At 73.1% G+C, this 20,747-nt stretch carries 22 protein-coding genes; 6 read left to right on the forward strand and 16 right to left on the reverse strand.

Annotated elements, in window-relative coordinates; translation table 11 throughout:
• Positions 1 to 101 precede the first annotated feature (101 nt).
• The 5 genes from OG299_RS18795 to OG299_RS18815 all read right to left on the reverse strand — a co-directional run bounded on the left by OG299_RS18795 (position 102) and on the right by OG299_RS18815 (position 3,046).
• Complete coding sequence (locus OG299_RS18795; protein WP_266627077.1) at positions 102 to 623, reverse strand: DUF5956 family protein; 522 nt, start codon at positions 621 to 623, stop codon at positions 102 to 104.
• 9 nt (positions 624 to 632) lie between these two features.
• Complete coding sequence (locus OG299_RS18800; protein ID WP_327362064.1) at positions 633 to 1,223, reverse strand: HD domain-containing protein; 591 nt, start codon at positions 1,221 to 1,223, stop codon at positions 633 to 635.
• 11 nt (positions 1,224 to 1,234) lie between these two features.
• Positions 1,235 to 2,545: a cytosine deaminase gene (gene codA / locus OG299_RS18805; RefSeq protein WP_327362065.1), complete on the reverse strand. Its 1,311-nt coding sequence runs from the start codon at positions 2,543 to 2,545 to the stop codon at positions 1,235 to 1,237.
• Positions 2,546 to 2,624: 79 nt separating this feature from the next.
• Positions 2,625 to 2,792, reverse strand: a complete 168-nt coding sequence (locus OG299_RS18810; protein WP_266627081.1) for a hypothetical protein — start codon at positions 2,790 to 2,792, stop codon at positions 2,625 to 2,627.
• 89 nt (positions 2,793 to 2,881) lie between these two features.
• Positions 2,882 to 3,046: a hypothetical protein gene (locus tag OG299_RS18815; protein WP_159047224.1), complete on the reverse strand. Its 165-nt coding sequence runs from the start codon at positions 3,044 to 3,046 to the stop codon at positions 2,882 to 2,884.
• A 102-nt stretch (positions 3,047 to 3,148) separates the two neighbouring features.
• On the opposite strand from OG299_RS18815, the gene OG299_RS18820 reads away from it, so the two are divergent.
• Positions 3,149 to 4,942: a S9 family peptidase gene (locus OG299_RS18820; protein WP_327362066.1), complete on the forward strand. Its 1,794-nt coding sequence runs from the start codon at positions 3,149 to 3,151 to the stop codon at positions 4,940 to 4,942.
• Between the two features lie 78 nt (positions 4,943 to 5,020).
• Positions 5,021 to 5,845 (forward strand): SURF1 family protein, encoded by an 825-nt coding sequence (locus OG299_RS18825; protein ID WP_266627086.1) that lies wholly within the window; start codon positions 5,021 to 5,023, stop codon positions 5,843 to 5,845.
• On the opposite strand, the gene OG299_RS18830 is transcribed toward OG299_RS18825, so the two are convergent.
• The 7 genes from OG299_RS18830 to OG299_RS18860 form a co-directional block, all read right to left on the reverse strand.
• A complete protein-coding gene (locus tag OG299_RS18830; RefSeq protein WP_327362067.1) occupies positions 5,817 to 6,911 on the reverse strand; it encodes a hypothetical protein in 1,095 nt (364 codons plus the stop codon). The two genes, OG299_RS18825 and OG299_RS18830, sit on opposite strands and share 29 nt — an antisense overlap.
• Complete coding sequence (locus OG299_RS18835; protein WP_327362068.1) at positions 6,908 to 7,696, reverse strand: SigE family RNA polymerase sigma factor; 789 nt, start codon at positions 7,694 to 7,696, stop codon at positions 6,908 to 6,910. Before OG299_RS18835 ends, OG299_RS18830 begins: the two co-directional genes overlap by 4 nt.
• A 171-nt stretch (positions 7,697 to 7,867) precedes the next feature.
• On the reverse strand, positions 7,868 to 8,944 hold the full coding sequence (locus tag OG299_RS18840) for an aspartate-semialdehyde dehydrogenase (RefSeq protein WP_327362069.1): 1,077 nt from the start codon (positions 8,942 to 8,944) through the stop codon (positions 7,868 to 7,870).
• Entirely contained in the window at positions 8,941 to 10,215 is a 1,275-nt protein-coding gene (locus tag OG299_RS18845) for an aspartate kinase (RefSeq protein ID WP_266627094.1), read from the reverse strand. The genes OG299_RS18840 and OG299_RS18845 overlap by 4 nt, the downstream gene beginning before the upstream one ends.
• Before the next feature lie 139 nt (positions 10,216 to 10,354).
• A complete protein-coding gene (locus OG299_RS18850; RefSeq protein WP_327362070.1) occupies positions 10,355 to 11,011 on the reverse strand; it encodes a DUF5063 domain-containing protein in 657 nt (218 codons plus the stop codon).
• Positions 11,004 to 11,603, reverse strand: a complete 600-nt coding sequence (recR, locus tag OG299_RS18855; protein ID WP_030152816.1) for a recombination mediator RecR — start codon at positions 11,601 to 11,603, stop codon at positions 11,004 to 11,006. Before recR ends, OG299_RS18850 begins: the two co-directional genes overlap by 8 nt.
• Before the next feature lie 31 nt (positions 11,604 to 11,634).
• Positions 11,635 to 11,979, reverse strand: coding sequence for a YbaB/EbfC family nucleoid-associated protein (locus OG299_RS18860; protein WP_078621772.1), 345 nt, complete (start codon positions 11,977 to 11,979; stop codon positions 11,635 to 11,637).
• A gap of 255 nt (positions 11,980 to 12,234) precedes the next feature.
• Here OG299_RS18860 and OG299_RS18865 point away from each other — a divergent pair, with 255 nt between their 5' ends.
• Entirely contained in the window at positions 12,235 to 12,996 is a 762-nt protein-coding gene (locus tag OG299_RS18865) for an SLATT domain-containing protein (RefSeq protein WP_327362071.1), read from the forward strand.
• A gap of 185 nt (positions 12,997 to 13,181) precedes the next feature.
• On the opposite strand, the gene OG299_RS18870 is transcribed toward OG299_RS18865, so the two are convergent.
• The 4 genes from OG299_RS18870 to OG299_RS18885 form a co-directional block, all read right to left on the reverse strand.
• Positions 13,182 to 13,832, reverse strand: coding sequence for a putative DNA-mimic protein (locus OG299_RS18870; RefSeq protein WP_266627102.1), 651 nt, complete (start codon positions 13,830 to 13,832; stop codon positions 13,182 to 13,184).
• Between the two features lie 152 nt (positions 13,833 to 13,984).
• On the reverse strand, positions 13,985 to 16,504 hold the full coding sequence (locus tag OG299_RS18875; protein WP_327362072.1) for a glycosyltransferase: 2,520 nt from the start codon (positions 16,502 to 16,504) through the stop codon (positions 13,985 to 13,987).
• Positions 16,501 to 17,181, reverse strand: coding sequence for a GntR family transcriptional regulator (locus tag OG299_RS18880; RefSeq protein WP_266627106.1), 681 nt, complete (start codon positions 17,179 to 17,181; stop codon positions 16,501 to 16,503). Before OG299_RS18880 ends, OG299_RS18875 begins: the two co-directional genes overlap by 4 nt.
• Positions 17,182 to 17,266: 85 nt before the next feature.
• Complete coding sequence (locus tag OG299_RS18885) at positions 17,267 to 18,649, reverse strand: aspartate aminotransferase family protein (protein WP_327362073.1); 1,383 nt, start codon at positions 18,647 to 18,649, stop codon at positions 17,267 to 17,269.
• A 200-nt stretch (positions 18,650 to 18,849) separates the two neighbouring features.
• Between OG299_RS18885 and OG299_RS18890 the strand changes: the two genes are divergently transcribed.
• From OG299_RS18890 to OG299_RS18900, 3 genes are all read left to right on the forward strand, one after another.
• Complete coding sequence (locus tag OG299_RS18890; protein WP_327362074.1) at positions 18,850 to 19,491, forward strand: DJ-1/PfpI family protein; 642 nt, start codon at positions 18,850 to 18,852, stop codon at positions 19,489 to 19,491.
• Positions 19,484 to 19,960: a MarR family winged helix-turn-helix transcriptional regulator gene (locus tag OG299_RS18895; protein ID WP_327362075.1), complete on the forward strand. Its 477-nt coding sequence runs from the start codon at positions 19,484 to 19,486 to the stop codon at positions 19,958 to 19,960. Before OG299_RS18890 ends, OG299_RS18895 begins: the two co-directional genes overlap by 8 nt.
• Before the next feature lie 175 nt (positions 19,961 to 20,135).
• On the forward strand, positions 20,136 to 20,738 hold the full coding sequence (locus OG299_RS18900) for a LysE family translocator (protein ID WP_327362076.1): 603 nt from the start codon (positions 20,136 to 20,138) through the stop codon (positions 20,736 to 20,738).
• The last annotated feature ends 9 nt before the right edge of the window (positions 20,739 to 20,747 follow it).

Below are 20,747 nucleotides of genomic sequence, written 5' to 3' on the forward strand. Positions count from 1 at the left end.
TGAGCCCCGCACGGGCGCGGGGCGCGCACCGACGAGTGCAGGTTCTCGCCACCGGTGGCGAGGATTCCGCGGGTGAAATCGGCGGGATACCCGGTCCTGGCCTACGTCTCGCTGCCGGACTCGGCGGCCAGGGCGGCGAGTTCGCCCCGCGTCAGCGCGAGAAAGGCCGCCGAGGCCCGGACCTCCACCCCGCGTTCCTCCGCCACCGCCCGGAGGCGGTCGAGGACCGCCCCGACGGTGGGGAGGGAGCCGAGCGGGCGCAGCAGCCACAGCCGGCCCGGCGGCCGGTGCGGGAGGCCCAGCTCCGTGAGGACCTCCTCCGCCTCCCAGTCGAGGTCGTGCAGATCGGGCTCGGCGAGCGGGGCGGCCTGCACGTCGGTGATGTGCCCGTGGCCGTCCAGCCGGGTCTCCACCGCCCAGTGGGTGGAGCGGTCCGGGATCCAGGTCCGGGCCGCCGGGGGCCACACGTACGGGAGGAACACCCACAGCATGTCCTCGGGCGCGGGCTCCCAGCCGAGCACCTCCAGCTCCCGGACCTCGGGCAGCCGGTCCGGCTCCTGCTCGCTGCGGCCGGTGCGGCGCAGTGCGAGCGGGTGCGGTGTTCCGTCCTCGTCCCACGACATGCGCGCAGGCTACCGCTGGTCGAGCGGGTTCGCCCCGATCCGCTGCGCCGCGCCGCCCGCAACATAGGCCGCGGCCGCACAGTCCGGCTTGCGGACGGCCTGGTCCTCGACCAGGGCGAGGAAGGACGCGCCGAAACCCAGTCGGGGGTACGCCTCCAGCAGCTCCGCGGTGAACGCCGTCTCGAACTCGGCGACGCGCAGCCCCGAGACGTCGGCGCTGGTGCCGACCTGGAGGAGGTGGCTCTCGACGTCCTCGGCCGCGGTGACGTCGTCCCGCATGTGCAGGACGATCACCTCCTGCGCGCGGGCGCGCCGGTCCGCCGGCCAGCCCAGGCCCGCCGTCAGGACGCGGGCGACATGGCCGCCCGCCTCCTCGAAGGGCAGCGTGTGGCTGTCGAACGGCGCGGTCAGCCCCAGATCGTGGACCAGCGCGCTGACGTAGAAGAGCTCCTCGTCGTACGAGAGCCCGTGCCGGGCCGCGTACTGCGCGCCGAAGGCGTAGGAGCGGACCGAGTGGTTCAGCAGGCTCGCATCCGCGTACTCGGCGGCGATCTCCAGAGCCGCCCGGCCCGATGCGGTGTCACATGTCCATGTCGTCATGGGGCGTGAGCCTACGTCCGGCGGAAATCCACCTCCGACGGCGGCTCCCCCGGCCAGTTCAGCCGGGTCGGCGCCGGCCGCGTCTCGGCGAGGACCGTCCCGTGCGAGACCACGTACCGCGGCCGGACCTGGCGGCGGATCGCCTCGGCGGGGGTCTCGGCCGGCAGCAGCACGAAGGAGGCGGGCGCACCCTCCACGATGCCGTACTCCGAGGCCGTCAGCCCCAGCACCCGCGCCGCGCGCTCCGTCACCATCTCGAACGCCACCGGGATCTCGTCCGCTCCCGTGAGCTGCGCCGCGTACAGCCCGACGAGGGCGGTCTGGAGCGGGTTCGCGGTGCCGAGCGCGTTCCACGGGTCCATCACGTCGTCGTGGCCGAAGGCCACGTTGACGCCGGCCGCCAGCATCTCCTTGACCTGGGTGAGGCCGCGCCGCCTGGGATAGCCGTCGAAGCGCCCTTGGAGGTTGAGGTTCGCGAAGGGGTTGGAGACCAGGTTGATCCCGGAACGGGACAGCAGCCGCTGGAGTTTGAAGCTGTACGCGCCGCCGTAGGAGCCCATCGCCGTCGTGTGCGAGGCCGTCGCCCGCTCCCGCAGCCCCGTGCGCAGCGCGAGCGCGGCCAGCACCTCCACGAACCGGGACTGCTCGTCGTCGATCTCGTCGCAGTGGGCGTCCACGCGCAGGCCGTGCTCCTCGGCCACCGCGAAGGCGATGCCCAGCGACGCCACCCCGTCCTCGCGGGTGTCCTCGAAGTGCGGGATCGCCCCGACGACGTCCGCGCCGCGGGCGACCGCCTCGCGCAGCAGCGCCTCGCCGTCCGGGAACGAGACGATGCCCTCCTGCGGGAAGGCGACGATCTGCAGGGTCAGGAACTCCCGGACCCGGTCGCGGACCTCCAGCAGCGCGTCCAGCGCGGTGAGTGCCGGGTCGGTGACGTCACAGTGCGTCCGTACGTGCAGCACGCCCTGGGCCGCCTGCCAGCGCAGCACCTGCGTGGCCCGGGCGATGACGTCCTCGCGGGTCAACGTCGCCTTGCGCTCGCTCCAGCAGGCGATGCCCTCCCACAGCGTCCCGGAGGCGTTCGGGCGCGGCTCGCCGGCGGTCAGGGCCGTGTCCAGGTGGATGTGCGGCTCGACGAAGGGCGGCGACAGCAGCCCGCCGTGCGCCTCGATCAGCACGCCGGTGCCCGGCGGCTCCTTCTGGTCGTCGTACGGGACCACCCGCGCGATCCGGCCGTCCTCGGCGACCTCGACGTCGTACAGGCCGGTGTCCCCGGAATTCGGGGCGGTCAGCAGCCGGGCGCCCCGGACGATCATCCGCATGCGGCCACCCTACGACCGCGGCCTGTGGTTTCCCGGGGAAACCACAGGCCACGACCGGTGAACCGGCAACGGCAGCGGCTCAGCCACGTTTGGCCTGGGCCTTCTGCTGCATGCCCCGCGTCTTCGCCGAGACGGACTGCACGTCTCTGACCGCGGCCTTGGCGCGCGCCTCGGCCGCCGTGTTCTTCGCCCGTTCGTGCGCGCGCTCCGCGGCCTGCGCCGTGCCGGTACGAGCCTTCCTGGCCATGGTCACTCCTCCTCGGGACACGCCGGAGGGCCTACGCCCTCCACTGTCCCTCCGTTCGGAGGAGGCGGCATCCGGGACAAGGGCCGGGGTCAGCCGCGCCCGCCCTTACGGCGCTGCTCGCGCATCCGGTCTTCCTTCATGGCCTCCGTCTGGGCCTGTCGGACGTCCTCGATCAGCTGCGCCGGCTTCTGCGGGGTCCCGGACTCCGACGACCGAAGGTTCTCCTGAGTCGACTCCTTGCGCTTCTTCGCCATGATCGCTCCTCACTGGAAAACGGCTGGGTGGGACCCCGCCCACGCTGCCCCCTCCCGCCCTTCACGACCATCCGGCAGCGCCAATCGGGTTACATGGGGGGTATGACTGACAACACGGCCATGCCGGACTGGGAGAAGCGCTTCCGGGCGCCGCGCGTCGGGCTGCCCGACTGGGCCGAGGACGCCCCTGACCGCTCGCTCTTCGTCTCGAACGCGACCGGAACCTACGAGCTCTACGCCTGGGACCGCGCCACCGGCACGCAGCGGCAGGCGACCGACCGCCCCAACGGGACCACCGACGGAACCCTCTCCCCCGACGGCGAGTGGATCTGGTGGTTCTCCGACACCGACGGCGACGAATTCGGCACCTGGGTGCGCCAGCCCTTCGCGGGCGGCCCCGACGAGCCTGCCACCCCCGGGCTGGAGCCCTCGTACCCCGGCGGGCTCGCCATCGGCCGCGACGGGACCGCGGTCGTCGGCCGCTCCACCGACGAGGACGGCTCGACCATCCACGTGGTGCGGCCGGACGTCGCCGAGCCGGTGGTGATCTACCGGCACCGGGAGTCGGCCGGCGTCGGCGACCTCTCCCACGACGGCACCCTGATCGCGATCGAGCACACCGAGCACGGGGACGCCATGCACTCGGCCCTGCGCGTGGTCACCCTCGACGGGGCCACCGTCGCCGAGCTCGACGACTCCCGCGGCGGCACGGTGGAGCTGGGCCTCGAGGTGCTCGGCTTCGCGCCGGTCGCCGGCGACACCCGGCTGCTGGTCGGCCACCAGCGGCGCGGCCGCTGGGAGCCGATGGTGTGGGACGTGGGCACCGGCGCCGAGCAGGACCTGGCGATCGAGCTGCCGGGCGATGTGAGCGCCGAGTGGTACCCGGACGGCTCCGCCCTGCTGATCGCGCACAGCTTCGAGGCGCGCAGCGAGCTCTGGCGCTACGACCTGGCCGCGCAGGAGCTCGCCAAGGTGGACACGCCGCCCGGCACGGTCTCGGGCGCGACGGCCCGGCCCGACGGCACGGTCGAGTACCAGTGGTCCTCGGCGGCCGAGCCCTCTTCCGTACGGTCCACCGCGGGCGGGATCGTCCTGGATCCCCCGGGGTTTCGGCCGCCCGGCTCGGTGCCGGTGGAGGACGTGTGGGTGGACGGCCCCGGCGGGCGGATCCACGCGCTGGCGCAGCGGCCCGAGGGCCACGGCGACGGCCCGTTCCCGACCGTCTTCGAGGTGCACGGCGGGCCCACCCACCACGACAGCGACTCCTTCGCGGCGACCCCGGCGGCCTGGCTGGACCACGGCTTCGCGGTCGTCCGGGTCAACTACCGGGGCTCGACGGGCTACGGCCGCGAATGGACGGACGCCCTCAAGCACCGCGTCGGCCTGATCGAGCTCGAGGACATCGAGGCCGTCCGCGCGTGGGCGGTGGCCTCCGGCCTCGCCGACCCCGCGCGCCTCGTGCTCTCCGGCGGCTCCTGGGGCGGCTACCTGGCCCTGCTGGGCCTGGGCAGGCAGCCCGAGGCCTGGGCCGTGGGCCTGGCCGCCGTACCGGTCGCCGACTACGTCACGGCGTACCACGACGAGATGGAGGCGCTGAAGTCCCTGGACCGCACCCTCTTCGGCGGCACGCCGGAGGAGGTCCCTGAGCGGTTCGAGGCGTCCTCCCCGCTCACCTACGTCGACGCCGTGAAGGCCCCGGTCCACATCGCGGCGGGCGTCAACGACCCGCGCTGCCCGATCAAGCAGATCGAGAACTACGTCGACCGGCTGGCGGCGCGCGGGGCGGTGCACGAGGTGTACCGGTACGACGCCGGGCACGGCTCGCTCGTCGTGGAGGAGCGGATCAAGCAGGTCCGGATGGAGCTCGAGTTCGTGCAGAAGCACCTGCCGCAGTAGGACGCGACGCGGCCCAGGCCGTGGCCCGGCGGCGGCCCCGGCCCCGGTGATCCGGTGCACCCCCCGTACGGTGGTGGGGTGCACCGGTTTCTCCTGACCCCGCGCTGGTGGGGGATCAACGTCTTCGTCGCGCTCGCCGTTCCCGTCTGCCTGTTCATGGGGACCTGGCAGCTCGGCCGTTTCGAGGACCGCGTCGACAGCCACAAGGAGGCGGCCGGCGCACGCCCCGCCGACCAGGTGGCCGCACCGCTGGACTCGCTGCTCCCGGTGGACAAGAACACCTCCGGACGCCTCGCCTCCGTCTCCGGCGAGTACGCCGACCAGCTGCTCGTCCCCGAGCGGCGGCTCGACGGGAAGTCCGGCTTCTACGTGCTGACCCTGCTGCGCACCGACACCGGCAAGGCCGTCCCGGTGGTCCGGGGCTGGCTGCCGGGCGCGGCGGACGCGGCCCGGGCTCCGGCCGCACCGACCGGGCGGGTCGAGGTGACCGGCGCGCTCCAGGCCTCGGAGAGCGCCGGCAGCAAGGGCGTGTACGCCTCGGGCGGGCTCCCGGCCGGGCAGCTCGGGGTGATCGGGGCGGCCTCGCTGGTCAACCTGGTGCCGTACGGGCTGTACGACGCCTGGCTGACGGTGCAGACCCCGGCGGACGGGCTGATCCCGGTGCCCGCGCAGGCGCCGAGCAACACCGGGCTCGACCTGAAGGCCTTCCAGAACCTCGGCTACACCGGCGAGTGGTTCGTCTTCGCCGCCTTCGTGCTGTTCATGTGGTTCCGGCTCTACCGCCGCGAGGTGGAGACCCTGCGCGACGCCGAGGCGGGGCTGCTGCCCGGGCCTGCCGTACAGGAGGCGCCCGCAGCGGCGGCCACGGCTTCGGCTACGGCTTCGGCGCGTCCAGCGGAATGACGCCCGTCCGGTAGACCGTCCCCCCGCACGCCGCGGGGATCGTCGTCTGCGTGGTCGGCGCCCCCGGCAGCGCCGTGTTCGGCGTGTGGGTCACCTCCACCCCGGTGTTGTCCGGGGCGGGACCGCGGGTGTCCGGCTCCGGGCCCGCCGCAGCGGCGCCCGCGCGCTGCCCGGTGTCCTGGGCGCCGTCCACCGGGGGCTTGGGCCCCGGGTCGGGCGATGCCGCCGGGCAGGACTGCGCCGAGGGCACCCACGCGAAGCGGACCTCGTACGCCGTGTGCGGCTGGAGCAGCAGCAGCGGCGTCTCCGCCGACGGGTCGGGCAGCCCGGCCGCCGGATCCCCCGCCGTATGGCCGACCACGGTGACCCCCGAGCCCTGGCCGGGCGCCGAGGCCGTCACCGAGGCCGCGGTCACGGTGTCCGGGCCGATGACCGTGCAGCCGCGCCCCGAGACGTTGGTGACCTTGAAACTGCCGTACACCTTGCCGTCGGCCTGCGGGGCCTTGGCCGTGCCCTGCACGCCCAGCTGCTCCGCGCTGCACCCGGGCAGTCCGGACGCCGCCGCCGGGGGCATCGGGCCGGTGCCGGCCGAGGCGCCCGCAGAGGCTCCCTCGGTGGCCGGGCCGGCCGCAGCGCCGCCGGTCGGGGATCCGCCGTGCTCCGGTTGCGGGTGCACTCCGGCGCCGCCCGTCTCCACGCCCCGGCCGGCGGCCTCGGCGGACTTGGACGGGGAGCCCGAACCGTTCTGGTGCGGGTCGGAGGTGCCGCCGCCCGCCGTGGCGGGCTCCTCGCCGTGCCCGGCCATGGCGGAGTGCTCGGCCGCGCCGCCCTCGCCGCCGGTGATGTGCAGGTGCAGGGCCGCCGGGACCGCCGTTCCGGCCAGCAGCACGGCCGCCGCCGCCCCGACGAGGGCCTGGCGCTTGCGGGTCCTGCGTACGGGGACGGCGTACTGCAGCCGCTCGAGCGCGCCCTCGGAGGGCCCCAGGCCCTCGACGGCTCCGCGCAGCAGGTTCCGCAGTGCCTGCTCCTCGCCCGCGCCGCCCGGCGGAGTGTGGTCGTCCATCATGACTGCGCAGCCTCCATCGCCACCCGCAGCGCGGCAATGCCCCGCGATCCGTACGCCTTGACCGAGCCGAGCGAGACGCCGAGCGTCTCGGCGACCTGGGCCTCCGTCATGTCCGCGAAGTACCGCAGCACCAGCACCTCGCGCTGACGCCGCTGGAGTCCGCGCATCGCCTTGATGAGATCGTCCCGTTCCAGCTGGTCGTACGCGCCCTCTTCGGCACTGGCCATGTCCGGCATCGGCTTCGAGAGCAGCTTGAGGCCGAGGATGCGGCGGCGCAGCGCGGAGCGCGAGAGGTTGACGACGGTCTGGCGCAGATACGCCAGTGTCTTGTCCCGATCGCGAACCCGGTTGCGGGCCGAGTGGACGCGGATGAACGCCTCCTGGACGACGTCCTCGCAGGAGGCGGTGTCGTCGAGGAGCAGCGCGGCCAGGCCGAGCAGCGAGCGGTAGTGGGCCTGGTAGGTCGCGGTGAGGTGGTCGACCGTGGTGCCGGCGACGACGGCAGGCTCTGCGGCGACCGGCTCGGCAACGACCGGCTCGGCAGCGGCGGACGCCTCCTCCCCGCGCCCCGAGGCCTCCGCGCTATCGCGCGGCGCGGGCACGCGGCCGCCCCGGATCGGTACGGCGGAGGGCGCGGCGATCGGCGGCACTGCGGACGGCACGGCCGGCGGGACGGGAACGATCACCGGGTAGCCGCCGGACGCGGGCGTGCGGGGAGGCCGGCGCGGCGCACTGGTTGCGCTGCGCGCCGGTACGACGGCGAAGTCGAGAAGTGCCTCTGCCACGCCAGTTGGACACGCGTCCCCCCACCAGGGTTGTACGCGCGAGGCAGCCTCACCAGCAAAATCCCCATTGCCCTCATGCGTACCCGCTCTTCCTGATTGCCCCGCCCGTCCCCAGGCGGCAGTCAGGCCATCACCTTGATCAAGGGATCAGCACTGATCCTACAAAGTGAATTACGCGAATTCACCAGCGATCAGTTCCGCGATCTGAGTGGCATTCAGGGCGGCCCCGTTGCGGAGATTGTCGGCGCACACGAAGAACTCCAGGGAGTGCGGATCGTCGAGCGAGGCCCGCAGCCGCCCCACCCATGCCGGATCCGTCCCGGCCGCGTCCACCGGAGTCGGGAACTCCCCCGCCGCCGGGTCGTCCACGACGACCACGCCGGGCGCGGCCTCCAGGATCTCCCGGGCGTGCGAGGCCTCGACCTCGGCCTCGAACCGCGCCCGTACGCTCAGCGAATGCCCGGTCAGCACCGGCACCTGTACGCAGGTCACCGCCACCGGCAGCGCGTCCAGGTGCAGGACCCGGCGGGTCTGCGCCCGTACGGCCAGCTCGTGCGAGGACCAGCCGCCCTCGCGGAGCTCACCGGACCACGGGACCACGTTCAGGGCGAGCGGGGCCGCGAAGGGGCCCGCGTCCTCGCCCACGGCGCGCCGCACGTCCCCGGTCTGCTCCCCCAGGGAGGTCCCGGCGACCAGCGACAGCTGGCGGCGCAGCGCCTCGGAGCCGGCCCGCCCGGCCGCGCTCGCGGCCTGGTACGAGGACACGGTCAGGTCGGCCAGCGCGTACTCGGCGTGCAGCGCGCCCAGGGCCGCGATCATCGAGGCGGTGACGCAGTCCGGGCTCGCGACGATCCCGCGCGGCCGCATCCGTACGGCCTGCGCGTTGACCTCGGGCACCACCAGCGGCACCTCGGGGTCCTCACGGAAGGCCGCGGACTGGTCGACGGCGACGGCTCCGCGCGTGACGACGACGGGGGCCCAGCGGGCCGATACCTCGGCCGGGGTCAGGAACAGCACCACGTCGCCCTGGCCGAAGCCCTCGAAGGCGTCCTCGGTGAGGGCGAGCACCTCGCTCTCCTCGCCGCGCACGGCCAGCATGCGGCCGGCCGAGCGCGGGGAGGCGATCAGGCGTATGTCGCCCCAGACGTCCGCCCGCTGGGACAGGATCTGGAGCACCACGGTGCCGACTGCTCCGGTCGCCCCGACCACGGCCAGCGCCGGAGCCGGGGTCGACCGGGTGGCGGTCATCGTCCGGTGCCTCCGTAGACGACGGCCTCGTCGCTGTCGGAGTCGAGGCCGAAGGCCGTGTGCACGGCGCGGACGGCCTCGTTGACGTCGTCCTGGCGGGTCACGACCGAGATGCGGATCTCGGAGGTCGAGATCAGCTCGATGTTCACGCCCGCGTCGGACAGCGCCTGGAAGAACGAGGCGGTGACGCCCGGGTTCGTCTTCATGCCCGCGCCGACCAGTGAGATCTTGCCGATCTGGTCGTCGTAGCGCAGCGAGTCGAAGCCGATCTTGCCCTTTGCCTTCTCCAGGGCCTCGATGGCCTTGTGGCCCTCGGCCTTGGGGAGGGTGAAGGAGATGTCCGTCAGGCCCGTGGACGCGGCGGACACGTTCTGCACGATCATGTCGATGTTGATCTCGGCGTCCGCGATGGCGCGGAAGATCGCCGCGGCCTCGCCCGGCTTGTCCGGGACGCCGACGACCGTGATCTTGGCTTCGGAGACGTCGTGAGCGACTCCGGAGATGATGGCGTGCTCCACCGGCTCGTCCCCTTGCGGATTCTCGTTGCTGACCCAGGTGCCCGGCAGTCCCGAGAAGGACGAGCGGACGTGGATCGGGATGTTGTATCGGCGTGCGTACTCGACGCAGCGGTGCAGCAGCACCTTGGAACCGGAGGCGGCGAGCTCCAGCATGTCCTCGGAGGAGATCCAGTCGATCTTCCGGGCCTTCTTCACGACGCGGGGGTCCGCGGTGAAGACGCCGTCGACGTCGGTGTAGATCTCGCAGACCTCGGCGTCCAGCGCCGCGGCGAGCGCGACGGCGGTCGTGTCCGAGCCGCCCCGGCCGAGGGTGGTGATGTCCTTGCTGTCCGCCGACACGCCCTGGAAGCCGGCGACGATGGCGATGTTGCCCTCGTCCAGCGCAGTGCGGATCCGGCCCGGCGTGACATCGATGATGCGCGCTTTGTTGTGGACCGAGTCGGTGATGACGCCTGCCTGGCTACCGGTGAACGACTGGGCCTCGTGGCCCAGGTTTTTGATCGCCATGGCCAGCAGGGCCATGGAGATACGCTCTCCGGCGGTCAGCAGCATGTCGAATTCGCGCCCGGCAGGCATCGGGGATACCTGCTCGGCGAGATCGATCAGCTCGTCCGTCGTGTCGCCCATCGCGGAAACCACGACGACCACCTGGTGGCCGTTCTTCTTGGCGTCCACGATCCTCTTGGCGACGCGCTTGATGCCTTCGGCATCGGCTACGGAGGAGCCTCCGTACTTCTGCACGACAAGGCCCACGTGCGCTCCTCGCTCAGTCCGTCTCATTGCTGGTGCAGTGTAACGAGCGGTCGCGATCCGACCGCTTCGTACCACATCATGAGACGAACAGATCAGAGTTCGAGTTCCCCGTTTGACGGGGTCCCTGCTTCCCGTGGCCCTACTTCCCGTGCACACCCAGCCGGGCACCGATTTCCTCGGCCATCACCCGTCCGGCCTGCTCGGCGAGGTCGTCCTCGGCCAGGTCCTCGTCGGTGTCCAGGCCGTCCAGGGCCTCCAGCGGCTGGTCCAGCCGCACGTGCGCGACCAGCGACTGCAGGGCGCGCAGCGTGGCCGAGGCCGTCTGGCCCCAGTTCGAGAAGTACGAGAACTGCCACCACCACAGCGCCTCGGTCGTCCGGCCCGCCCGGTAGTGCCCCAGGCCGTGCCGCAGGTCCGCCACCACGTCGGCCAGGTCGTCGGAGATCCGGTGCGCGACGGGCGCCTTGCGCGGCTCGTAGGGGTCGAAGACCTCGGAGTACACGTCGACCGGGTCCAGCATGTACGCGAACCGCTCGCGCAGCTCCTCCACGTCCGGCTCCGGGCCGAGGTCGGGCTCGTAGCGCTCTTCGGGCAGGACGTCCTGGTACGCGCCCAGCCGGCCGCCCGCCAGCAGCAGCTGGGACACCTCCAGGAGGAGGAAGGGCACCGCGCTGTCCGGGTCCTCGCCCTTGGCCACCTCGGTGACCGCGACGATGAAGGACTCGATCTGGTCCGCGATCTGGACGGCGAAGTCGTCCGGATCCTGGCCCAGGGCGTGCAGCGTTGCGTCAGACATCGAGAAGTCGCCTTCCTTCAAAGGCCCGCCCGAGCGTGACCTCGTCCGCGTACTCCAGATCTCCCCCGACGGGGAGCCCGCTGGCCAGGCGGGTGACCTTCAGGCCCATGGGCTTGATCATGCGGGCGAGGTACGTGGCGGTCGCCTCGCCCTCCAGGTTCGGGTCGGTGGCGAGGATCAGCTCGGTCACCTCGCCGTCCGCGAGGCGCGCCAGCAGCTCGCGGATGCGCAGGTCGTCCGGGCCGACGCCCTCGATCGGGCTGATCGCGCCGCCGAGGACGTGGTACCTGCCCCGGAACTCGCGGGTCCGCTCGATCGCGACGACGTCCTTCGGCTCCTCGACCACGCAGATGACCGTGGTGTCGCGGCGCGGGTCGCGGCAGATGTTGCACCGCTCCTCCTGCGCCACGTTCCCGCACACGGCGCAGAACCGGACCTTGTCCTTGACCTCGAGCAGCGCGTGCGCGAGGCGCCGGACGTCGGTGGGCTCCGCCTGCAGGATGTGGAAGGCGATCCGCTGCGCGCTCTTGGGCCCGACGCCGGGCAGCCTGCCCAGTTCGTCGATCAGGTCCTGGACCACGCCTTCGTACACGGACTGCCTTCTTTCGGTAGGGGTGGAGGAATTAGAACGGGAGACCGGGGATGCCGCTGCCGCCGCCCAGGCCCTGGGCCAGCGGGCCCAGCTTCTCCTGCTGCAGCGCCTGGGCGTTCTCGTTGGCCGCCTGGACCGCCGCGACGACCAGGTCGGCGAGGGTTTCGGTGTCCGCCGGGTCCACGGCCTTCGGGTCGATCACCAGGGCACGCAGTTCACCGGAACCGGTGACGGTCGCCTTCACGAGACCGCCGCCGGCCTGGCCCTCGACCTCGGCCTGCGCAAGTGCTTCCTGCGCCGCGGCGAGGTCCTGCTGCATCTTCTGGGCCTGCTGGAGCAGCTGCTGCATGTTGGGCTGGCCACCACCGGGAATCACAGGTCACTCACTCCGTACCGTCGGGACGCTTGGTCAATCCGAGCCTACGTGCTCACCGCGCGGCGCGCCCTACGCCGTGAGGACCAACTCTTTCGAGTGAGAGACGGGGCGTGCGCGGACCTGATGGAGACCTCCTTGCGGGCGGAAAACCGGGGATTCGTCGCCCATCGGCCGCCATTCGAAGGTAGGAAGAGCATGCGCATCATTGCGCACACGCGCACCACCACACGTCAGCGCAGGCAGAGGGAGTGCCGGGTGAGCCAGCCGGAGATGCAGCCCGAGGGGCCACCCCGGGATCCCCGGGAACCCCGGGACTCCCGGGAGGAGGGCGGCGGACCGATGGCGGCGGGCGATCTGACCGGCGGGCCGTTCCCTCTCGGGGACTGGGGCGAGCCGGCCGAGCGGCTGGACGAGCTCTACCGGCGGGTCGAGTCCGATGCACTGCGCACGGCGGAGTGGTACCTCTCCGACCGGGCGTGGAAGCGCCGGGGCGCGCGGGTCCTGCGGGTCGGCGCGGCGGTGGGGGCCGTCGCGGGTGCCTCGATGCCGCTGCTGGAGCTCACGGGCGCCACGGGCGCGATGCCGTACGGCTACCTGTCGCTGCTGCTGGCCGCGGCCTGCCTGGCCTGCGACCGGTTCTTCGGCCTGACGTCGGGCTGGATGCGGGACGTGGCGACGGCGCAGGCGGTCCAGCGCCGCCTCCAGACGTTGCAGTTCGACTGGGCCTCGGAGAACGTACGGGAGGTCCTGGGCCCGACGGAGGGCACGGCGAGCGAGGCGGCGGAGCGGTGCCTGACCGTCCTGCGGCGCTTCTCGGAGGACGTGACGGAGCTGGTGCGGTCCGAGACCGCGGAGTGGATGGTGGAGTTCTCCTCGGGCCCGGCGCCGCTGGTGATGCAGTCGCTCGGCGCCCCGTCGTCCCGGGCCGAGGCGGGCCTGCCGCCGGCCCGCTTCCCGCTCCCGCCGGGCACCCGCCCCAACATGCCCCGCCAACGCCCCCCGGAACAACCCCGCTGAAAAACCCGGCCCCCTGGGGCCCCCGGACGGAGTCCGGGGGAGTGTGAGGCGCGGGGGCTCGGGGCAGCGCCCCCGCAACGGCGCCGCGGGCGGGCTCGGGGTCCGGGGCCGTGCCCGGGGATACGGAGAAAGGGCGGGGAGCGGCTCCGCGCAGCGGAAACCGCACCCCCGCCCCCGCGGCCGGCTCAGCTGAAGATGATCATCGACCCTTGGCCCAGGCTCCGCGTCGCAGCGGCATGCAGCCCCAGCCAGACGTGCCGCTCGCGCGCGAACGGGCTCTCGTCATAGGGAATCGGCCCCGCCGGCTCCTCCAGCGACGTGGCCCGCCCCGGCGCCGCCGGCGCCATCGGCGGATTCCCCGGGTCGATCCCGATCGCCGGCGCCACCATCATCAGCTCGCGCAGCAAACCCTGCGCCGACCCCAACGGCCCGCCCCCGGCCAACAGCTCCTCGTTGGCCAGCGGAAACGCAAAGTCCACCGGCACGTACGCCCCGGCATGGTCGTAGTGCCACACCAGGTGCGACTGCTGCGCCGTCGGCTCGAACATCTCCAGCAGCTGCTCGTAGTCCCCGCCCAGCTCGTCCACCGGCGTCACCGGCAGCCCGCAGATCTGCAGCAGGTACGCACGCCGCAGGAAGTGCAGGGCGTCGTAGTCGAAGCCGGCGACGGGGGCCACGTCCCCGCTCAGGCCCGGCATGTACGCGAACACGGGCACGGACGGCAGCCCCGCCTCGCCCAGCGCCTTGTCGTACGAGGCGATCTCTTCCGCGAAGGGGTTGTCGGGGCTGTGGCACAGCACGTCGACAAGGGGGACCAGCCACAGGTCACAGGCCACGCGGGCTCCGATCAGTCGTTGTCGCCGATTCGGCCAGCGTAGTGTGCCGAACACCCTCCGCGAAGGGCTGCGCAGAACCTGTGGCGGAACCCTTGGCGAACCTGCGGCGGAACACGGCCGCCACCAGGCAGAACCCGCTCCGGAGCCGCCCGCTACACCCGCCCCGGACCCATCCTCCAGACCCAGACGTCCTGCACCTTCTCCGGCTGCCGCCCCAGCAGCTCGCTGATCATGCCCCGCAGCTCGGCATCCCGGTCCTGGAACGGCAGGACGATCGCGCCCGCCTTCCAGAACTCCAGGTCCTGCCGGGCCTGCTCCCGCCACTGCGGGGTGATCTCCGGCGGCTGCGCCCCGTACCGGACGTCCCGCAGGACGTTCGAGAGGTGGCGCGGGGTGGCCCCGTAGATGCCGATCCGGTCGGGGCCCCACGGGCCGTTGAAGTAGCCGCCGGCCAGCCGGAAGCCGAAGTCCGCCTCGACCTGCCAGTGCAGCGCGTCCGCCTGGCCCGGGTCGGGCAGCGGTACCGGGACGAGTGCTTCGCCGTCCTTGACGTAGCCCTTCCAGGCGCCCGAGGTGATGAACGCCGGCACCGGCGCCCGCTCCCGTACGGCCAGCGGCAGCGGCAGCACGGGGATCAGCGCGGCCGCCACCCCGAGCAGGCCGAGCGTGCGCAGCTCACGCGTCCGGACCCGTACGATCCGGTCCAGCGCGAGCGCGAGCAGCACGCCCAGCACGGGGGCGCACACCATCGCCACGCGCCCCTCGATCACCGACTCGAACAGCGGCAGCTTCACCACCAGCCGCCAGGGCCCCGGCAGGACGACGTCCGTCCGCGGCACGGGCACCCACGGCCCCAGGGACAGCAGCAGCGCCACGGCGCCGGTGATCGCGAGCGCGCGGACGACCGTGCGCCGCCACATCCACACGCACACGGCCGCGCCGAAGGCCAGCAGGGGCCACCCGTAGAAGGCGTTCTGCTCGGTGGTGTTCAGCGAGAGCCGGCCCGCCGTCTCGGCGTCGCCGAAGAGGGAGCGGGCGGCGTACTCGACCAGGGCGCGCGGGCTGTTCCCGGCGTTGTCCCCGTGGAGCACCGAGTGGTAGCTCTGCGGGCCGAAGAACTGCCAGTACAGCGGGACGATCAGCAGCGGCACGCAGACGCCGGCGGCGATGACCAGGCCGAGGCCCAGCGGCCGCGCGGCCTCGAGGGCGCGTCGGCGGTCGACCAGCAGGTACGCCAGCGAGAAGACCAGCATGCCGAGCGCGGCGATGAGCAGCGGCTCCTCGCCCAGGAAGATCTGGTACGTCGCGAACAGGCCGAGCAGGACACCGTCCCGGACCACGTTGCGCCCGTGGTTGCGCCCGTCGCACAGGCGCAGGGCCCGGTCGATGATCAGCGGGATCATGAAGAGGACGACGAAGTTCGGGTGGCCGTTGGCGTGCGAGACCATCGGCGGCGCGAACGCGGCGAGCGCCCCGCCCGCGGCGGCGGCCCAGCGGCTGTGCACGAAGCGGCGGCGGATCAGCCAGTACCAGGTCCAGGCGCTGGCGGCCATGCCGAGCGTGAGGACCAGCGCGAAGGTGACGGTCTCCCCGAACAGGAGCGTGACCGGGATCAGCGGGACGGTCAGGCCGAGCATGGTCGCGTTGGCCATCAGGTTCACGCCGTCGGGCATGCCCTGGGCGGTGGTGAACAGCGGATTGCGCAGGTGGGTGATGTTGTCGGTGGCGACGCCGACGAACCACTCCCACTGGTTCTGGTCCTGGAGCGCGTCCTTCAGGTAGCGGCCGTCGAGGTCCGCCCACAGGCCGTGGAAAACGTAGGCGGAGAGCACGAGGAAGACCGCGGCGACGGCGAGGCCGCCGGCGTTCAGCCGGAACAGCTCCGCGAGCGCGCGGCGCCGGTCGCCGGGGGCCCGGCGGGGCCTGGGCGCCGGCTGCGCCGTGCGGCGCACCGGTACCTCGGCCACGGGCCAGCCCTGGCGGCGGACCCAGCGCAGCACCTCGGCGTCGATGGCCGGGCCGTCGAGGACGGAGGCACCGAAGGCGGCGCGCGCCCGGTCCCCGTCGAAGAGCGCGAAGCCGCAGGTGTCGGAGCGGAAACCGGGTATCCCGGGGATGCCCAGGGCGCGGACCAGGCGGTTTCCCGTCCGGCCGAGGGCGACGGCCGCGGGCTCGCCGCCGCTGCGGTTCTCTCGGCCGTCCCGGCTCTCCTGACCCTCCTGGCCCTCCTGGCCGAGGGCCTGCTGCAGCCGGTCCAGCTCGGCCGGCGGCGTCCGCAGCCCGGCGTCGGTCAGCAGCACCCGCTCCCCGGCACAGGCCAGTACTCCGGCGCGCAGCGCGGCGCCCCTGCCGCGGCGGTGCTCGGAGCGGACCAGCCGGATCCGGGGCTCGTCGGCAGCCGCGGCCTCGACGACGGCGGCCGTGGCGTCGGCGGAGCCGTCGTCGACGACGAGGAGCTCCCAGTCGCCGGGTCCGGTGCCGAGGCGGGAGTCGAGGTGCTCGCGGAGGGCGTCGAGGGTCGCGCCGATCCGGTGCTCGTCGTCGTGGGCGGGGATGACGACGGAGAGCCCGACGGCGCCCAGCCAGGCCGGGGCGGCTTCGGTGCCGCTCGCGCCGGTCCCGGCTGCCGCGTCGGCGCCGGCGGTCGCGCCGGTCGCTGCGGGGCCTGTCATGCGCCGACCGCCTTCAGGCCCGCGGCCCAGTCCAGCCCGTGCTGGTTGTACGCGTACACGAGGCCGCGTACCTCGTCGGCGTCGGCGCGGGTCACCGCGTCGACCAGTTCGTTGTGGCCGGACCACAGTCCGGTGTGGAGATCCGGCGCCGCCTTCAGGTGCGGTACGGCGAAGACCCAGCACTGCACCCGGATCCGGTGCAGGAAATCCGAGATGTACGTGTTGCCGACCAGCCCGCTCAGCTCCCTCCAGAAGCGCAGGTCGTAGCCGATCAGCACTTCGAGCGAGCCGCTCTGCGCGGCCCGGCACGCCTCCTCGGCACGACGGCGCACCGACACCAGCATTTCGCCGGAGCCGGGCGCGGTGCCGCGCTCGACGAGCCGCCGGAAGATCCCGTCCACGATGAGCGTACGGGCCTCGATCATCCCCCGGTAGTCGTCCACGGTGTAGACGCGCACCCGAAAGCCCCGGTGCTGGACCGATTCCAGCAGCCCCTGGGCCGCGAGGTCGACCAGTGCCTCGCGCACGGGGGTCGCGGAGACCTCGTACTGCTCGGCGATCTGCTTGACCGTGAACTCGGTGCCCGGTGGCAGGCGTCCCGCGAGCACCTCGTCACGCAGCGCGTCCGCGATCTGCTGGCGAAGTGTGTTGCGGGTGACAGCGCCGCTGCCTGACATAAGGGTCCGTCTCCTTAAGTGAACTTCGGACACCTTAGGCCAGGCAGCGCGGCTGAAACCGATCGAACGCGGACGGTTTCCGGCGTCAGGCCGACGTGGTGTGCCGGTCCGCGACCGTCAGCGCCTCGTCCAGCAGGGCCAGGCCCTCCTTGGCCTCCGCCTCCGTGATGGTGCACGGCGGGACGACGTGCGTGCGGTTCATGTTCACGAAGGGCCACAGGCCGGAGGCCTTGCAGGCCGCCGCGAACTCGGCCATCGGCGCGTTGTCGCCGCCGGCCGCGTTGTAGGGGACGAGCGGCTCGCGCGTCTCCTTGTCCCGTACGAGCTCCAGGGCCCAGAAGGCGCCCAGGCCGCGGACCTCGCCGACCGAAGGGTGCCGCTCGGCGATCTCGGCGAGCGCCGGGCCGATCACGTTCGCGCCGAGGTGGGCGGCGTGCTCGACGACGCCCTCCTCCTCCATGGCGTTGATCGTCGCCACGGCGGCCGCGCAGGCCAGGGGGTGGCCGGAATACGTCAGGCCGCCGGGGTAGGGGCGCGTGGCGAACGTCTCGGCGATGGCGCCGGAGATGGCGACGCCGCCGAGCGGCACGTACCCGCTGTTCACGCCCTTGGCGAAGGTGATCAGGTCGGGGGTGACGTCCCAGTGCTGGGCCGCGAACCACTTGCCGGTGCGGCCGAAGCCGGACATGACCTCGTCGAGGATGAAGACGATGCCGTGGCGGTCGCAGAGCTCGCGCACGCCCGCGAGGTAGCCGGCCGGCGGGGTCATGATCCCGGCGGTGCCGGGCACGCTCTCCAGGATGATCGCGGCGATGGTCGCCGGCCCCTCGAACGCGATGGTGTCGGCGAGGTGGGCGAGGGCGCGCTCGCACTCCTCGGCCTCGGTGGTGGCGTGGAACGGCGAGCGGTAGAGGAACGGGCCCCAGAAGTGCACGACGCCGGCGGCAGCCGTGTCGGAGGGCCAGCGGCGCGGGTCGCCGGTCAGGTTGATCGCGGCGGCGGTGGCCCCGTGGTACGAGCGGTACGTCGAGAGCACCTTCTGGCGGCCGGTGTGCAGCCGGGCCATCCGTACGGCGTTCTCGACGGCCTCGGCGCCGCCGTTGGTGAAGAAGATCTTGTCCAGGTCGCCCGGGGTCCGCTCGGCGATGAGGCGTGCGGCCTCGGAGCGGACGTCGACGGCGAAGCCGGGCGCGAGGGTGCAGAGCCGCGCGGCCTGCTCCTGGATCGCGGCGACGACCTTGGGGTGCTGGTGGCCGATGTTGGTGTTCACCAGCTGGGAGGAGAAGTCGAGGAAGCGGTTGCCGTCGTAGTCCCAGAAGTACGACCCCTCGGCCCCGGCGACGGCGAGCGGGTCGATCAGGGCCTGGGCGGACCAGGAGTGGAAGACGTGGGCGCGGTCGGCGGCCTTGACGGCCGCGCCGTCGGCGCGGGAGGCCCCGGGGGCGGCGGAGGTGACGTGAGGGGTCATACGGCCACGCTAAAAGTGCGCAGGTGGGAAGGGATATCGGCGGACTGTCTGCGGGTGGGGGCCGGGTCTCGGCAGTCTGTCTGCACGTGTCCGCACGGAAGGGGTTGATTGACCGTTGATTGACCATTGATTGACAGCATACTGTCGATATGACAGTCTGCTGACACGCCCTATGAAGTGCAGATGGAGGAGGCGACGAGATGACCACTCCCCCCACCGCTCCCACGACCAGGCCCGTCCACTTGGCGGTCTACGACACCTACGCGGACTGGGAGGCCGGGCACACCACGGCACACCTGGCCCAGCGCGGCCACCAGGTCCGTACGGTCGGCTTCGCCGCCGGAGCGCCCGTCACCACCATGGGCGGCGTCCGCATCCAGCCCGACCTGGCCCTCGCGGACCTCTCCCCCGAGGACTCCTCGCTCCTCATCCTGACCGGCGCCTCCCTGTGGGACTCCGGCGACGACCTGGCCCCCTTCGCTGCGAAGGCGCGCGAGTTCCTGGCGGCCGGGGTCCCGGTCGCGGCGATCTGCGGGGCCACGGCCGGCCTCGCCCGGGAGGGCCTGCTCGACGCCCGCGGCCACACCAGCGCGGCCTGCGTCTACCTGGCGCAGCAGCCGGGCTACGGGGGCGCCGAGCGGTACGTCGAGGCCGACGCCGTGACGGACGGCGACCTGATCACGGCCGGCCCGACGGAACCGGTGGCCTTCGCCCGGGAGGTCTTCGCCCGGCTGAACGTCTACAAGCCGGACGTCCTCGACGCCTGGTACCGCCTGTTCCACGACTCGGACGCGAGCGCGTTCCCGGTCCTGATGGCGGCTGCGGAGCGCGGCGATGCCTGATTCCCCGCCGGAGCCCCTGCCGGTTCGGGCCCGGCAGGACCTGCTGAGCCGCACCGCGCTCGGGGTGTTCGGGCTGAACGGCCGGTTCCTCGCGCTCTCGGAGGAGCTGGCCCGGCCCGCCGGGCTGACCGCGGCCTGGTGGCAGGTGCTGGGCGCGGTGCTCCAGGAGCCCCTGCCGGTGGCGGGCATCGCCCGGGTCATGGGCATCACCCGGCAGAGCGTCCAGCGCATCGCTGACCTGCTGGCCGCCAAGGGCCTCGCGGAGTACGTCCCGAATCCGGCCCACCGGCGCGCGAAGCTGCTCCGCCCGACGGACGAGGGCCGCGCCGCGGTCGCCCGCATCACCCCGGCCCACGCAGCCCTGGCCGCCCGCCTGGCCGATGAACTGGGCGAGGCCGCCTTCGCGGAAACGGTCGAGGTCCTGGACCGCCTCACGAAGGCCGTGGACACGCTGCTGGCCGACACGTGATGCGGGGCGGCGGACGGCCGCCGCCCCGGATTGCGTCTCCCCCGGGAGCGTGCAGGACGGGGAGATCATCGGCGCCCGCGCGTACTGGACCAGCCCCGGCCAGGACCCGGCCCCCCGCCGGCGCGGCGGCCCTCGTCGAACCGCTCGCGGAGCCCCTGGTGGCAGACTGAGCCGCGTGCTCACGCAACTCCTGACCGCGACCGGCGTCCTGGCACTGCTCACCCTCGTCCCCGGCCCCGACATGGCCGTCGTGACGAAGCGCGCGGTCTCCCGCGGCCGCGCCGACGGGCTGCGCACCGTCGCCGGGATCACCGCCGGGCTGCTCCTGTGGGGCGCCCTCACCGTCGCCGGACTCGCCGCGCTGCTCGCCGCCTCGGCCGAGGTGTACCTGGCGGTGAAGCTCGCGGGCGCCGCGTACCTCTGCTTCCTCGGCGTCTGCTCCCTGCGCCGGCCGGGCGCGGAGCCGGCCGCCGTGCGCGGCTCCGCGGGCAGCGCCTGGCGGACCGGCCTGGTCAGCAACGCCCTCAACCCCAAGATCGCCGTCTTCTACACCGGCCTGCTGCCCGCCCTCGCGCCGTCCGGCCTCCGGCCGGCCACCGGCATGGCGCTGCTCGTCCTGATCCACCTCGCCCTGACGGTGGCCTGGCTCGGCACGTACGTGTACGTCCTCTCGCGCGCCCGGCGCTTCTTCGCCCGGCCGCGCGTGCGGCGCGTCCTGGACCGGGCGACGGGCGTGGTCCTGATCGGCTTCGGCATCCGCGTGGCGACGACGCCGTAGGAGCGACAG

This window comes from Streptomyces sp. NBC_01296 (genome assembly GCF_035984415.1).
Classification (GTDB): Bacteria; Actinomycetota; Actinomycetes; order Streptomycetales; family Streptomycetaceae; genus Streptomyces.